This is a genomic window from Streptomyces sp. NPDC057307 (assembly GCF_042667665.1).
In the GTDB taxonomy this organism is placed as follows: domain Bacteria; phylum Actinomycetota; class Actinomycetes; order Streptomycetales; family Streptomycetaceae; genus Streptomyces.
Genome location: NZ_JBHUZM010000033.1, coordinates 53,042 through 65,870, shown reverse-complemented (window position 1 = coordinate 65,870; position 12,829 = coordinate 53,042). Strand labels below are relative to the sequence as shown.

The window sequence follows — 12,829 nt, the reverse complement described above, 5'->3', positions numbered from 1 at the left end:
CCCGATGCTCGCCCGCCGCGTCCTCGAAGGCGAGGAACCCGACCCCGACGTCGAGTTCGCGTTCGGCCTGGAGTGCGTGCTCGACGGTCTCGCGGCCCGACTGGGCCGCTGACGGGCCGGCGGCGCAGCGCGGAACCTCCCGTCGCCGGCGACGAGATCGCGCCCCTGCTGGGCTCGCTGGAGCGGCAGCGCGCGACGTTCGCCTGGAAGAGCGGGGGACTGGCCCCGGCCGGGCTGCGGGCGACGGTCGGCGTCTCGTCCGTGACCCTCGGCGGACTGATCAAGCACCTCGCGCTCGTTGAGGCGACTACTTCTCGGGCCGGCTGTTCGACCGTAGACCGTCGCCCCCGTGGGACACGGTCGACTGGGACTCCGGCCCCGACTGGGAGTGGCGAACGGCCGCCGCCAACAGCCCCGAGGAGCTGTACACGCTCTGGCAGAACGCCGTCGACCGGTCCCGCGCCCTGGTCGCGGAGGCACTGGCCGACGGCGGTCTCGACCAGTTGTCCCGGCGCGGCCGGCCCGACGGCGGGGCCCCGAGCCTGCGGCGGATCCTGATCGAGGAGTACGCGAGGCATGTGGGCCACGCCGATCTCATCCGTGAGTCGGTGGACGGCCTCGTCGGCGAGGACCCGCCGCGCTGACGGCGTGACAACGTTCCGTGCCAACTACCGCTCACCCAGAGCTCACTGACCTCCCAGCCCGGTCGTCGCGACGGACTTGACGATCTGACGCTGAAACAGCATGAAGACCACCAGCAGCGGAATCGCGGCGAGGACCGACGCCGCCGACGCCTGCGCGTTCTGCAGGCCGTAGGAGTCCTTGACGCTCGACAGACCCACCGGCAGCGTCATCAGCGTCGGGTCGCTGGTGATGATGAACGGCCACAGGAAGTTGTTCCAGGTGGTGATGAAGACGAAGATCGACACCGCGGCGAGTATCGGCCGCGACAGCGGCAGGATGACGCTGACGAATATCCGCACGCTCCCGGCCCCGTCGATCCGGGCGGCCTCCTCCAGCTCGCGCGGGACCGCGTCGAAGAACTTCTTCAGGATGTAGACCATGACCGGCGCCACCACCTGCGGCAGTATCACCGCCGCGTAGGTGTCCACCAGGTTCATCGCCAGCATCTGCCGGAACAGCGGCACGATCAGGATCTGCGGCGGCACCAGGATCGAGGCGACGGTGACCGCGAGCAGCGCCCGCCGGCCATGGAACAGCCCTCGGGAGAGCGCGTACGCCGCCATGGCGGACACGACGACCGTCAGTACGGTCACCGCCGCACCGATCAAGAGGCTGTTGAGCGCCCAGACGGGCAGATTCCCCTGCGCGAAGATCTCCCGGTACGCCGCGAGCGTGAAGCCGTCCGCCGGAATCCAGTCGCCGCCCGCCGAACTCGCGTCGACCTCCGACTTGAAGGAGGTGTCCAGCCCCCAGGCGATCGGCACCAGCCAGACACCGGCCATCAGGATCAGCGCCAGCACGGACAGGACACGGGGGAGGAGGCCCGCACCCAGCATCGGGTGCCAACTCCGCCCGCCTCCGGCCCTGTTGCCGCCGAGACCGCCGCGGCGTCTGCGCGCCACCTCCCTCGGCATGGTGCTGCGGCGCGGTCCGGACGCGTTCGAGAGGCCGGACGCGCTGGTCGCGTTGGGCGCGTCGGACGGATTGGATGCGAGTGATGATGCGTCGGTGGTCATGGCCGGATCAGTCCTCCCTGCGCGAGAAGAGCTTGAGCTGGGCGAGGGAGAGGACGACGACGATCGCGAAGAAGACGTACGACACCGCGGAGGCGTAGCCCAGCCGGTAGTTGGTGAAACCGGTGTCGTAGATGTATTCGAGGATCGGCCGGGTCGATCCGGCCGGCCCGCCCTTGGTGAGCAGATAGATCTGGTCGAACACCTTGAGGGAGGCCAGTACTTGCAGGACCGCGATCAGCCCGGTCGTACGGCGCAGCTGCGGCAGCGTGATCGACCACAGTCTGCGCCACGCACCGGCCCCGTCGAGCGCCGCCGCCTCGTAGAGATGGTCCGGGACCGACTGGAGGGCCGCCAGGTAGAGCAGGAAGTTGAAGCCCACCGTCCACCAGAGTGTGAGGAGCGCGACGGACCACATCGCGTACTTCTCCTCCACCAGCCAGCCGATCCCGTCGATACCGACGGCTTCCAGCGCGGTGTTGAACAGCCCCGACTCGGGCTGGTAGAGCATCATCCACACCTGGGTGACGACGGCCACGGGCAGCAGGTACGGCGCGAAGAAGGACAGCCTCCACACCCACTGGCCGGGTAGCCCGGTGTGCACGAGCAGCGCCATGACCAGGGAGAACAGCACCAGCGGAACCGACGAGAGCACTGTGAACCAGGCGGTGTTGCCAAGGCTCTGCCAGACCTCGCTGTCCGTGAACGCCTCGGCGTAGTTGTCCAGTCCCGCGAAGGTGCCGTCGCCGTGGCCGGTGAGGCTGGAGTCGGTGAGGCTCATCCACAGCCCGAAGCCGAGGGGCACGACCAGGAAGAGAACGAAGAAGACCAGGAACGGTACGACGAACGGCCACCCGGCGAGTCCCGAGGCACCACCCCGGGACGCTGTGCCTCTCCGCTCGCCTCCTCCTGACGGGCCGCCACCCGGCAGACCACGTCGCCGGCGTTTCGCGGAGGGCCGGGCTTCGTCGCCGGCGTTCGGACCGGTGACGGTGGGCACGCTGCTCATGGCCTTCGCTCCTTTCCTTCGCGATCAGGCCGGATTCGGCTTGGACAGAAGCGTGTTGATCTCCGACTCCATCGTCCGTACGGCGCTGCGCGCGGACGCCGACCCGGTGAGGGTCGGCTGAAGGGCCTGGCACATCCGGTTCTGGAAGTCCGATCCGGAGCCGGTGAACCAGGCCGCCGGATCGAGCACCGGATGGTCGGCCGCCGCGGCGTACTCGGCCTGCGGATGCAGCCCGGCGTACTCCTTCGACTCCACGACCGGCCGGTACGCCGGGATATGACCGGCCTCCGCCCACGCCAGGCTCGACTTGACCAGCTCGGCGACGAACTGATGCGTACGGCGCCGCCGGTCCGGATCCGCCCCCGTCTGGTGGGGGAGCACCAGCGAGTGGCTGTCGGCGGCGCCGCCCGGCCGGTCGAAGAAGGTGGGGAAGGGAGCGGCGCCGAGGGTGTCCTTCTTGGCCGTACGGAAGGTGTTCAGCTCCCACTCGCCCGAGAAGATCATCGGGGACTCGCCGTTGGCGAACGCGGCTATCGCCGTGGTGAGGTCCATCGTCCGGCAGTCGGGCCGCGCGATGTCCGCCATGAACTCCACGACGCCGGCGGCCACTTCACGGTCGATCTCCAGCCGGCCGCCCGACAGGTCGAAGGTGGCGCCCGTCTGGTTGAACAGGGTCCAGAACATGCGCCAGCCCATGGCGGCGTCGGTGACATGGCCGAACACGGGGCCGAGCTTCCCGTGGTCCTTGCGGAGCTTCTCGGCGACTTCGAGATAGTGCGCGGGCGATTCGAAGGGAAGCGGCTGTCCGTCGCTCCTCAGCAGCCCGGACCTGTCCATCAGGTCGCGATCGAAGTAGATGATGAACGGGTGGGTGTCGAGGGGGATCGCGTACGGCTCGCCCTCGTACAGACAGCGTTCGAACACCGTCTCGTTGAGATCCTCGCGGCGTACGCCGAACTCGGCGAGCAGATCCAGGTCGAAGGGGTCGAGCAGCCCGCCGGGGGCGTAACCGGGCAGCCGGGTCAGATGCAGGATCGCGAGGTCCGGGGAGCGCCCGCCGGCGGAGGCCATGGCGAGCTTGGTGTAGTACGGAGGTCCCCACTCCAGGACCGTGCTCCTGACCTTCAGTCCCGGCGTGCGGCGTTCGATGTCGCGGGTGATGTCCTTCATCAGCGCACCGTCGGGCCCCTGGAACAGATTCCAGTACTGGATCTCCTCGGCGTCCGAGACGCTGCCCGTGACCGAGCCGCAGGCGCCGAGCGCCGGGGCCAGGGCGGCGGCCCCGGCGCCGTACAGCGCGCCCTTGAGCAGCCGGCGCCGGGACGGGCCGCTCACCGCTCGGCCCCTTCGCCGTCGCCGCCCGCTCCCGCTCCCGCTCCCGCTCCGGCTCCCGTGCCCACGCCCGTGCCCGTGGGATCCCCGTGGGGAGCCTCGAACGCCGCGCGACGCACCTGGGCCGCGCGCAACCGCCCGACGTCGAGCTTCGTCGTGCGGTCGAAGCGGTAGACGCCGTTCTGCTCCTGGAACACATCGGTGAGCTGGGTGTAGCAGTAGCCGAACATGTGCGGATCGTCGAGCAGCACACCGGTGAGCCCGGCGAAGCGCCGCTGGAACTCCTCCTCCGTACGCGGACGTTGGCCGTAGCCCCACGAGACGCTGCGGTCGGCGTCGTCCGCGTCTGTGTCGGTGTCGGGGCCGTCGCGTTGGGCGGCGGCCTCCTCCGGATTCCACCAGATGCCGCCGAACTCGCTACAGAAGTACGGCTGTCCGCGATAGGGCAGCGACCACACGGCGTCCGTGTCCCGCTCGTCCGGATTGGTGAACGGCGCGTTCTTGTCCAGGCCCGCCATCTGGGCACGGAAGAGCGACGGGTCCTGTTCGTAGCTGTGCGAGTCGTACACGTCGGTCTCGGCGACGCGGTGGGAGTAGCCCGACGCGTCGATGACCGGCCGTGAGCGGTCGGCGGCCTTCGTCGCGAGGAACATGGACCGGGTGACGTCGTCCAGGACGGTCTGCCGGTCGTGCAGTTTCTGATGGGTCTCGTTGAGCGGACACCAGCCGACGATCGAGGGATGGGAGTAGTCCCGCTCCAGGGCCTCCAGCCACTGCGCGGGGTATCCGGCGGTCGGCCGCTGGTTGTCCCTGGTGGTGGTCCCGCTCGCGCAGCCCCAGTCGCCGAACTCGCCCCAGACGAGATAGCCCAGCCGGTCCGCGTGGTGCAGGAAACGCTCCTCGAAGACCTTCTGGTGGAGCCGGGCCCCGTTGAAGCCCGCGGCGAGCGAGAGTTCGATGTCCCGTACGAGCGCCGCGTCGTCGGGCGCGGTCATCAGCCCGTCCGGATACCAGCCCTGGTCGAGTACGAGCCGCTGGAAGACCGGGCGGCCGTTGAGCAGCAGCCGCTTGCCGTCGATGGCCACCGACCGGAGCCCGGCGGTGCAGACGGCGGAGTCGGTCACCTGCCCCTCGGCGTTCACCAACTCCAGCTCCACCGCGTAGAGATGGGGGTCCTCCGGGCTCCACGGCCTGAGCCGGTCGGCGGGGACGGTCAGCACCATGCGGGGCGCGAGATCGAGATCGGCGCGCACGTCGGCCCGTACGACGGTCTCGCCGGCCGCGTCGCGGAGGACGGCCCGTACACGGTGCCCCGGGCGGTTGGCGGAGAGCGGCAGTTCGAGGTGGAACGCGCCCGAGCCCAGGTCCGGGGTGATGCGGGGGCGCTCCAGCCGGACGCCGGAGACCGGCTCCATCCACACGGTCTGCCAGATACCCGTCGTACGGGTGTAGTTGCAGGCGGTGTTGGCGTACTCCACGGACTGTTTGCCACGTGCCTGCGGACCGTGCGGGTTGTCCCTGGCCCGTACGACGATGACGACCTCACCGTCTTCGCCGGGCCCCGCTTCCGTACCACCCGCGACATCGCCGAGATCCACGGTGAAGGAGGTGAACCCGCCGCTGTGCCTTGCCACTTCACGTCCGTCCGCCCACACGGTCGTGTCGTGGTCGACCGCGCCGAAGTGCAGGAGCACACGCCGGCCCGCCCAGTGCGCCGGGACACGCACCGTACGCCGGTACCAGACGGCGGGATGGAAGTCGGGGTCGCCGATGCCCGACAGCTCGGACTCGGGGCAGAAGGGCACGGTGATCCGACCGGTCAACTCCTGGTGGACAAGGCCGCGTTCGAGACCGCTGTCGCCGGGGTCGAAGGCGAACTGCCAGGTGCCGTTGAGATTCCGCCACTCCTCGCGCACGAAGCTGGGACGCGGATATTCGGGCCGTGGGACGTCGTTCGACTGGTCGGACAGGGAGTCGGACGGGCCGGTGGGGGGCAGTGACATGGCGTCTCCGGTCAGGGAAGAGGCACGTGCGGGCTCGCGAAGCCACCGGCCGGGCAGCCGGGCGGCTGGGCGGCGCGTGCGGCCGGACATCGATTACATCGATGTAAAAGCCCTGGTGTAAATACCTCGCACAGAGGTTTCTCGGTGTCGGGGAGCCATGATCAGGCCAGCCGGATCATGTTCCAGGACAGCGGCGCGAGCGTGGCGCGCAGGGAATCGCCGGACAGTTCGGTGCCCAACTGGGCCCGTGGCGCGACGCGTTCGGGCTCGGCGAGGGTGTTGCGGGCATCGGGATCGGCGTCGTGGAGCGCGCTGTGCTCGACGACACCGCTCACCCCCGTCCCACGCAGGGAGATCTCCAGCGGCAGCGGCTCGGTCGTGCTCCGGTTCACCGCGAAGACGGTGACCGAGCCGTCGGTGCCCCGGACGGCGGTGGCGTGCAGCAGATCGGCCTCCCCGTACTCGCGGGTCGGATACGTGGGCGAGTCGGCGGCCACCTGAAGCACCCGCCCCCGGCCGTAGCGCGACGCCTGCTGGAAGGGGAAGTACGTGGTCTGCTTCCAGGCGGCGCCGCCCGGCTCCGTCATGATCGGCGCGATGACATTGACCAGTTGGGCGAGACAGGCGATGGTCACGCGGTCGGCGTGCCGGAGCAGGGCGATCAGCAGTGAGCCGAACACGACCGCGTCGGTGACCGAGTACGCGTCCTCCAGCAGCCGGGGCGCCTCGTCCCAGGAGTCCCCGACCGGCGGCTCGTGGCGCGACTGGTACCAGACGTTCCACTCGTCGAACGAGAGATTGACCCGCTTGCCGGACTTGAGCCGGGCGCCCACATGGTCACAGGTGGCGACCACGTTCTCGATGAACGACTCCATGTCGACGGCGGAGGCGAGAAACGAGTCGCGGTCGCCGTCCGTCTCCTCGTAGTACGCGTGCAGCGAGATGTGGTCCACCAGGTCGTACGTCTCCCGCAGCACCTCCGCCTCCCACGCGGCGAACGTCGCCATGGCCTGGTTCGAGCTGCCGCACGCGACGAGTGTCACGGACGGGTCGAGTTGGCGCATGGCCCGGGCGGTCTCGGCGGCCAGCCGCCCGTACTCCCGCGCCGTCTTGTGCCCGGTCTGCCACGGGCCGTCCAGCTCGTTCCCCAGACACCAGAGCCCGATGCCGTACGGCTCCTTCGCACCGTGCGACCGGCGCAGCTCGGACAGGGCGGTGCCGGCGGGGTGGTTGGCGTACTCCTGGAGGTCGAGCGCCTCCCGCACACCGCGCGTACCGAGGTTGAGCGCCATCATCGGCTCCGCGCCGACCTTGCCGACGAAGTCCATGAACTCGGCGAGGCCGAAACGGTTGGTCTCGGTGGAGTGCCAGGCGAGGTCGAGCCGGCGGGGCCGGTCCTCGACGGGGCCGACGGAATCCTCCCACCGGTGGCCGGAGACGAAGTTGCCGCCGGGATATCGGATGACACTCACGCCCAACTCCCTCACCAGAGCGAGCACATCGCCGCGCAGGCCGGCCGCGTCGGCGGAAGGGTGGCCCGGCTCGTACACCCCCGTGTACACGCAGCGGCCGAGATGCTCCACGAAGGAGCCGAAGAGGCGGTCGTCGACCTCGCCGACGGTGAAGGCGGGGTCGAGGGTGAAGTGGGCGGTGCGGGCCATGCGTTCCTCGCCTTGGTCGACAGGTCTGACAGGTCTGATGGGTCTAATGGGCCCGATGGGTTCGATATTTCGGACAACGGTCGCAATCCCGGACGTGAACAAGGGGAAGGTAGAACGCGTCAGGGGCCGCGTCAACGGTTCCGGCCGACGGGCCGCAGCGGGTGGGGTGAGAGGCGCGACCGGGTTTGAGGGGCCTCGCGCGACCGCGTCGGCCCGATCATGACTGGCCTTATGTGTCAGAAAATTGCGCAACCGATCTTCATTTCTTGCGCATCGGGTTGGTAGGTTGGTGGGCGTGAAGAAAAGACTCTCTCAGGTGGCCGAGTTCGCCGGCGTCAGCGAGACGACGGCCCGACGGGTGCTCAACGGGGCGACCGACGTGGCCCCGTCGACCCGCGACGCCGTGCTGACCGCGATGGACGTCTGCGGCTTCGAGCGGCCGCGCGACATGCAGCGGGAGCGGGCCGCGCTCGTCGGACTCGTGGTCCCCGACCTGCAGAATCCGATCTTCCCCGCCTTCGTCGAGGCGCTGGCGGGACTTCTGAACAAGCGCGGTCTCATCCCCGTCCTGTGCACACGCACCGCCGACGGAGTCTCCGAGGCGCACTACATCGACATGATCCTCAAGCAGAACGTCGGCGGGATCATCTTCGTCGGCGCCAGTTACGCCGACGCCGGCCCCGAGCACGGACGCGCCCTGCGCGAACGGCGGCTACCGATCGTGCTGCTCAACGCGGCGGACGAGAATCTGGGCGTCGCCCAGGTCTCCATCGACGACTCCGCCTCCGCCCAGCAGGTGCTCGGGCATCTCGCCTCGCTCGGACACGAGCGGATCGGCATGATCCTCGGCCCGGTGGGGCATGTCCCGTCGGCCCGCAAACTCGCCGGCTACCAGACGTTCTGCGAACAGCGGACGAGCGCGGGGTCCGCCGGGCCGGGGGAGGACTGGCGCCAACTCGTCTCCCATGGGCTGTTCTCGATGGAGGGCGGCGCCACCGCACTGCCCCGGCTCCTGGCGCACGGCGCCACCGCGGTCGTCTGCGCAAGCGACGCACTCGCCCTTGGCGCGATCCGCGCCGCGCGGCGGCAGGGGCTGCGTGTACCGGAAGACCTCTCGGTCGTCGGATTCGACGACTCTCTGTACATGGTGGCGACCGACCCGCCCCTGACGACGGCGCGTCAGCCGGTCCAGGCGATGGCCGCCGCAGTGATCGCCTCGCTGGCGTCGCAGATGAAGGGGCACGCGACGGAGGGCGAGATGATGATGTTCGACACCGAACTGATCGTGCGCAGCTCAACGGCCCCTCCGCCGTCCGTCGCGAGGGGCTCCCGGGCGTCGTGAGCGTCTGACGGGCAACGCCGAAAGAAGAAGGGGTCCGGCCAACGGCCGGGCCCCTTCCCGTCGTTCGCGACCGGACTGGATCGCCTGCCCTGTCGCCCTGTCCGGTGACAATCCGTCACGCCTGCCTCCGGACCACCCCTCCCCCCAGATTTAGTTTTTGCGCACGCTCATTGACTTCTTGCGTATCCCACTTTTACTGTCGGCGCCGACGAGACGACGCAGAGGCCGAGCCGCTGCAAGTCACGCAAACCCTTTGCAGACTCCGCCAGGAAGGCATGGGATCCCCATGGACATGGATGGCATCGCACGACGTCGCGCGCTCGGCCTGGCCCTGGCCTCGGCGCTGATGCTCGGTCCTGCCGCCTGCGGCAGCCCGTCCGAACCGTCGGGCGTCGGAAAGGACGGCGTCGTGACCATCAGCGTCAACGACATGCCGCCCAAGACGCAGCCGGTGGACCGCAAGATCTTCGAGCAGGACGTCAAGGACTTCGAGAAGGCTCACCCGAAGATCAGGATCGAGCCCCACGAGGGCCAGATGGACCCCAAGACCTTCGCCGCCAAACTCGCGGGCGGCCAGCTGGAGGACGTGTACTACGTCTACTTCACCGACCCGGCCGGTCTGATCCAGCGCCGCCAGGGCGCCGACATCACGCCGTACCTCAAGGACGTGCCGTATCTGAAGGACATCCGTCCCGAGTTCCAGGACGTCTTCAAGGGACAGGACGGCAAGATCTACGGCCTCCCGAACGGGCAGTACTCACTCGGCCTGGTCTACAACCGAGCGCTGTTCGAGCGGGCGGGACTCGACCCGGACAGGCCGCCGACGACCTGGGACGAGGTGCGGACGGCCGCGAAGAAGATCAGCGCCCTCGGTGACGGCACGGTCGGATACGCCGACTACAGCAAGAACAACCAGGGCGGCTGGCACTTCACCTCCTGGGTCTACTCCATGGGCGGCGACATCGCGGTGAAGGACGGCGACCGGTGGAAGGCCGCGTTCGACGACGAGGCCGGCCGCGACGCTCTCCAGATGCTCCACGACATGCGCTGGACCGACGGCAGCATGGGCACCCGCCAGCTCCTGGAGATCGCCGACGTCCAGAAGATGATGGGTTCCGGCAAGCTCGGGATGTACATGGCCGGTCCGGACAACGTCCCCACGATCGTCAAGCAGTTCGAGCGCGAGTACGACGACTACGGCGTGGCCGCCATGCCCGGGACCGCGACCCTCGGCGGGGGCAACGGCTTCATGTTCAACCCCAAGGCGTCGCCCGAGAAGATCGAGGCGGGAGTGCGGTGGGTCCAGTGGAAGTATCTGAACCCGGACCGCACGGCCTTCAACGACCAGCGCATCGGTGGCCAGGACGTGCCGATCGGGCTGCCCCTCGACCGGCTCTACACCGACGAGGTGCAGAACAAGGTCGACGGGATCCACGCGAAGTACGCCAACGTCCCGCAGAAGAACTTCGCGCCCTTCATGGCCCGCAACGGCGAACTTGAGCAGAAGGTCGAGCCGCCCAACGCGCAGCAGATCTACACCGTTCTCGACGGCGTCATGCAGTCGGTCCTGACCAAGAAGGACGCGGACCTCGACCGGCTTCTCGGCGACGCGGCGAAGAAGGTCGACTCCCTCCTCGCCACGGTCAAGTGACATGGGCGCCACGCCACTTCACACAACGTCGCAGTCGCAGTCGCCGGGGTCGGGGCCGGCCGCCGGCGGCGGCGAGGGGGCCGGGGCGCACGCGGACGACGCGCGAGCGGTCGCGAAGACCGACGACGACCGCTCGTCCCGTTCGATCCGTTCGATCCGGTCACCCGGCTCGCCCCGTCAGGTCCGCGCGGACCGCCGGCGCCGCCGACTGCGGGAGAACCTCACCGCGTACCTCTTCCTGACCGCCGGAGTGCTCTGCTTCGCCGTCTTCTCCTGGTACCCGATCGTCCGGGGCGGGCTGCTCGCCTTCCAGCAGGTCAACTTCGCCGAACCCGCCACCTGGGTGGGCCTCGACAACTTCCGTCGCCTCTTCGACGACCCGCTGTTCGCGACGGCCTGGAAGAACACCGGCTACTTCACCCTGCTCGCGCTCGTCCTCGGCTTCGCCGCCCCCTTCGCGACGGCGGTGATACTGAACGAACTCCGCCACGGACGCGGCTACTTGAGGATGACCGTCTATCTGCCGGTGATGCTGCCGCCGATCGTCACCATGCTGCTGTGGCGCTGGTTCTACGACCCCGGCCCCGGACTCTTCAACAACACCCTGGAGATCTTCCAGCTGCCCGCCCAGCAGTGGCTGGAGTCCGAGCACCTCTCGATGATCTCCCTGGTCCTCGTCTCGACCTGGGCCAACATGGGCACCACCACGCTGATCTACCTGGCCGCGCTCGGCTCGGTCCCCGGTGATCTGTACGAGGCCGCGGAGCTGGACGGCGCGTCCATCCGGCAACGGCTGTGGCACGTGACCATCCCGCAGATGCGGTTCATCCTGATGATCACGCTCCTCCTCCAGGTCATCGGCACCATGCAGGTGTTCATCGAGCCGTACATCCTCACCGGCGGCGGACCGGACGACGCGACCGTCACCGTACTGCTGCTGCTGTTCCGCTACGCGTTCGTCTACAACGACTTCGGCCTGGCCAGCGCGATGAGCTCGCTGCTCTTCGTGGTCCTGGGCCTCTTCGCCGCCTGCTATCTGCGGCTGACCCGGAGCAGGGACTGAGAGAGCCGGGAGCACCGAGAGGACCGAGAGAGCCCGAGAGGACCGGAAAGGACCGAGAGGCACCGACATGGCCGCCGACACCCCCGTACGCACCCTGATCGCCCCCACCGAGATGACGGGCCGCAAGAGCCGGTTCCTCTACCGCTTCGTGCTGACCATGACGCTCATCGGCTTCACGCTCGCCTTCGTCTTCCCCCTCTACTGGATGGCGACCGGCGCGCTCAAGTCCTCCTCCGAGCTGGCCGATCCCGACATCACCCTGCTGCCGCAGTCCTGGCACCCGGAGTCGTACACCGGCGCCTGGACGAACGTCGGGCTCGGCAAGCACTTCCTCAACACACTCGTACTGGCCCTCGGCGCCTGGCTGTTCCAGCTGCTGGTCGCCGTGTCCGCCGCGTACGCGCTGTCCAAGCTGCGGCCCCTGCTCGGCAACGTGATCCTCGGCATGATGCTGGCCACCCTCATGCTGCCGGTGTCCGCCCTGCTCGTGCCCACGTACCTCACCGTCGTGGACATCCCCGTCCTCCATCTCAACCTGATCAACACCCCTTGGGCGATCTGGCTGCCGGCCGCCGCCAACGCCTTCAGCATCTTCATCCTGAAGCGGTTCTTCGACCAGATACCGGCCGAACTGCTCGACTCAGCCCGGATCGACGGAGCCGGACCGCTGCGGGTCCTCGTCTCCGTGGTGCTCCCGCTCTCCCGGCCGGTGCTCGCCGTGGTGTCCATCTTCGCGGTCGTCGGCGTCTGGAAGGACTTCCTCTGGCCGATGCTCGTCCTGCCCGATCCCGCCAGACAGCCCATCACGGTCGCGCTCAACCGGCTGTCCGAGTTCATGCCGGCCAATCAGCTGCTCGCGGGCATGGTCATGGCCAGTGTCCCGCTGCTCGTCCTCTTCCTGATCTTCCAGCGCCACATCATCGCCGGACTCACCGCGGGCAGCCTCAAGGGCTGAGCCCACCGCACCCCCACGGGGCCCCCGCCCGCCACGCCCCATCGCGCCCCCACCCGCTCCGTGACGACAGCCGTCGTCGCGGTAGTCCCCCCATGGCACCCCACTGCCTCATCGGT

Annotated in this window: 10 protein-coding genes and 1 pseudogene; 6 read left to right on the top strand and 5 right to left on the bottom strand. The window is 68.9% G+C overall.

Translation table 11 applies throughout. The features are described 5' to 3' along the window. Window positions 1–72: 72 nt before the first annotated feature. Both ACFUN8_RS15345 and ACFUN8_RS15340 read left to right on the top strand, forming a co-directional pair. Window positions 73–261, top strand: a pseudogene (locus ACFUN8_RS15345) (hypothetical protein); the annotation flags it as partial. A gap of 62 nt (window positions 262–323) precedes the next feature. Further along, window positions 324–644, top strand: a complete 321-nt coding sequence (locus ACFUN8_RS15340; protein WP_383636524.1) for a DUF664 domain-containing protein — start codon at window positions 324–326, stop codon at window positions 642–644. A 42-nt stretch (window positions 645–686) separates the two neighbouring features. On the opposite strand, the gene ACFUN8_RS15335 is transcribed toward ACFUN8_RS15340, so the two are convergent. The 5 genes from ACFUN8_RS15335 to ACFUN8_RS15315 form a co-directional block, all read right to left on the bottom strand. Then, window positions 687–1,598 carry a carbohydrate ABC transporter permease gene (locus ACFUN8_RS15335; RefSeq protein WP_383636521.1) on the bottom strand — a complete coding sequence of 304 codons (912 nt, stop codon included), beginning with the start codon at window positions 1,596–1,598 and terminating at the stop codon, window positions 687–689. 109 nt (window positions 1,599–1,707) lie between these two features. Continuing rightward, the gene (locus ACFUN8_RS15330; RefSeq protein WP_383636512.1) at window positions 1,708–2,706 is read right to left on the bottom strand and encodes a carbohydrate ABC transporter permease; all 999 of its coding nucleotides are present in this window, start codon (window positions 2,704–2,706) and stop codon (window positions 1,708–1,710) included. Window positions 2,707–2,730: 24 nt separating this feature from the next. Then, window positions 2,731–4,041 carry an extracellular solute-binding protein gene (locus tag ACFUN8_RS15325; protein WP_383636509.1) on the bottom strand — a complete coding sequence of 437 codons (1,311 nt, stop codon included), beginning with the start codon at window positions 4,039–4,041 and terminating at the stop codon, window positions 2,731–2,733. After that, window positions 4,038–6,041 carry a glycoside hydrolase family 2 protein gene (locus ACFUN8_RS15320; RefSeq protein WP_383636506.1) on the bottom strand — a complete coding sequence of 668 codons (2,004 nt, stop codon included), beginning with the start codon at window positions 6,039–6,041 and terminating at the stop codon, window positions 4,038–4,040. The genes ACFUN8_RS15325 and ACFUN8_RS15320 overlap by 4 nt, the downstream gene beginning before the upstream one ends. Before the next feature lie 161 nt (window positions 6,042–6,202). Next, window positions 6,203–7,702: an alpha-N-arabinofuranosidase gene (locus ACFUN8_RS15315; protein ID WP_383636503.1), complete on the bottom strand. Its 1,500-nt coding sequence runs from the start codon at window positions 7,700–7,702 to the stop codon at window positions 6,203–6,205. Between the two features lie 295 nt (window positions 7,703–7,997). Here ACFUN8_RS15315 and ACFUN8_RS15310 point away from each other — a divergent pair, with 295 nt between their 5' ends. The 4 genes from ACFUN8_RS15310 (at window position 7,998) to ACFUN8_RS15295 (ending at window position 12,713) form a co-directional block, all read left to right on the top strand. Beyond that, window positions 7,998–9,044, top strand: coding sequence for a LacI family DNA-binding transcriptional regulator (locus tag ACFUN8_RS15310; protein WP_383636500.1), 1,047 nt, complete (start codon window positions 7,998–8,000; stop codon window positions 9,042–9,044). Window positions 9,045–9,336: 292 nt separating this feature from the next. Beyond that, window positions 9,337–10,695, top strand: a complete 1,359-nt coding sequence (locus ACFUN8_RS15305; protein ID WP_383636497.1) for an extracellular solute-binding protein — start codon at window positions 9,337–9,339, stop codon at window positions 10,693–10,695. Window position 10,696: 1 nt separating this feature from the next. Continuing rightward, window positions 10,697–11,758, top strand: a complete 1,062-nt coding sequence (locus ACFUN8_RS15300; protein WP_383636493.1) for a carbohydrate ABC transporter permease — start codon at window positions 10,697–10,699, stop codon at window positions 11,756–11,758. Window positions 11,759–11,825: 67 nt separating this feature from the next. After that, a complete protein-coding gene (locus ACFUN8_RS15295) occupies window positions 11,826–12,713 on the top strand; it encodes a carbohydrate ABC transporter permease (RefSeq protein WP_383636490.1) in 888 nt (295 codons plus the stop codon). Window positions 12,714–12,829: the final 116 nt, after the last annotated feature.

Coding starts and splice junctions, on each gene's coding strand:
- ACFUN8_RS15315 (WP_383636503.1), bottom strand. CDS start 7,702: ATGGCCCGCACCGCCCACTTCACCCTCGACCCCGCCTTCACCGTCGGC.
- ACFUN8_RS15335 (WP_383636521.1), bottom strand. CDS start 1,598: ATGCCGAGGGAGGTGGCGCGCAGACGCCGCGGCGGTCTCGGCGGCAAC.
- ACFUN8_RS15320 (WP_383636506.1), bottom strand. CDS start 6,041: ATGTCACTGCCCCCCACCGGCCCGTCCGACTCCCTGTCCGACCAGTCG.
- ACFUN8_RS15295 (WP_383636490.1), top strand. CDS start 11,826: ATGGCCGCCGACACCCCCGTACGCACCCTGATCGCCCCCACCGAGATG.
- ACFUN8_RS15305 (WP_383636497.1), top strand. CDS start 9,337: ATGGATGGCATCGCACGACGTCGCGCGCTCGGCCTGGCCCTGGCCTCG.
- ACFUN8_RS15330 (WP_383636512.1), bottom strand. CDS start 2,706: ATGAGCAGCGTGCCCACCGTCACCGGTCCGAACGCCGGCGACGAAGCC.
- ACFUN8_RS15300 (WP_383636493.1), top strand. CDS start 10,697: ATGGGCGCCACGCCACTTCACACAACGTCGCAGTCGCAGTCGCCGGGG.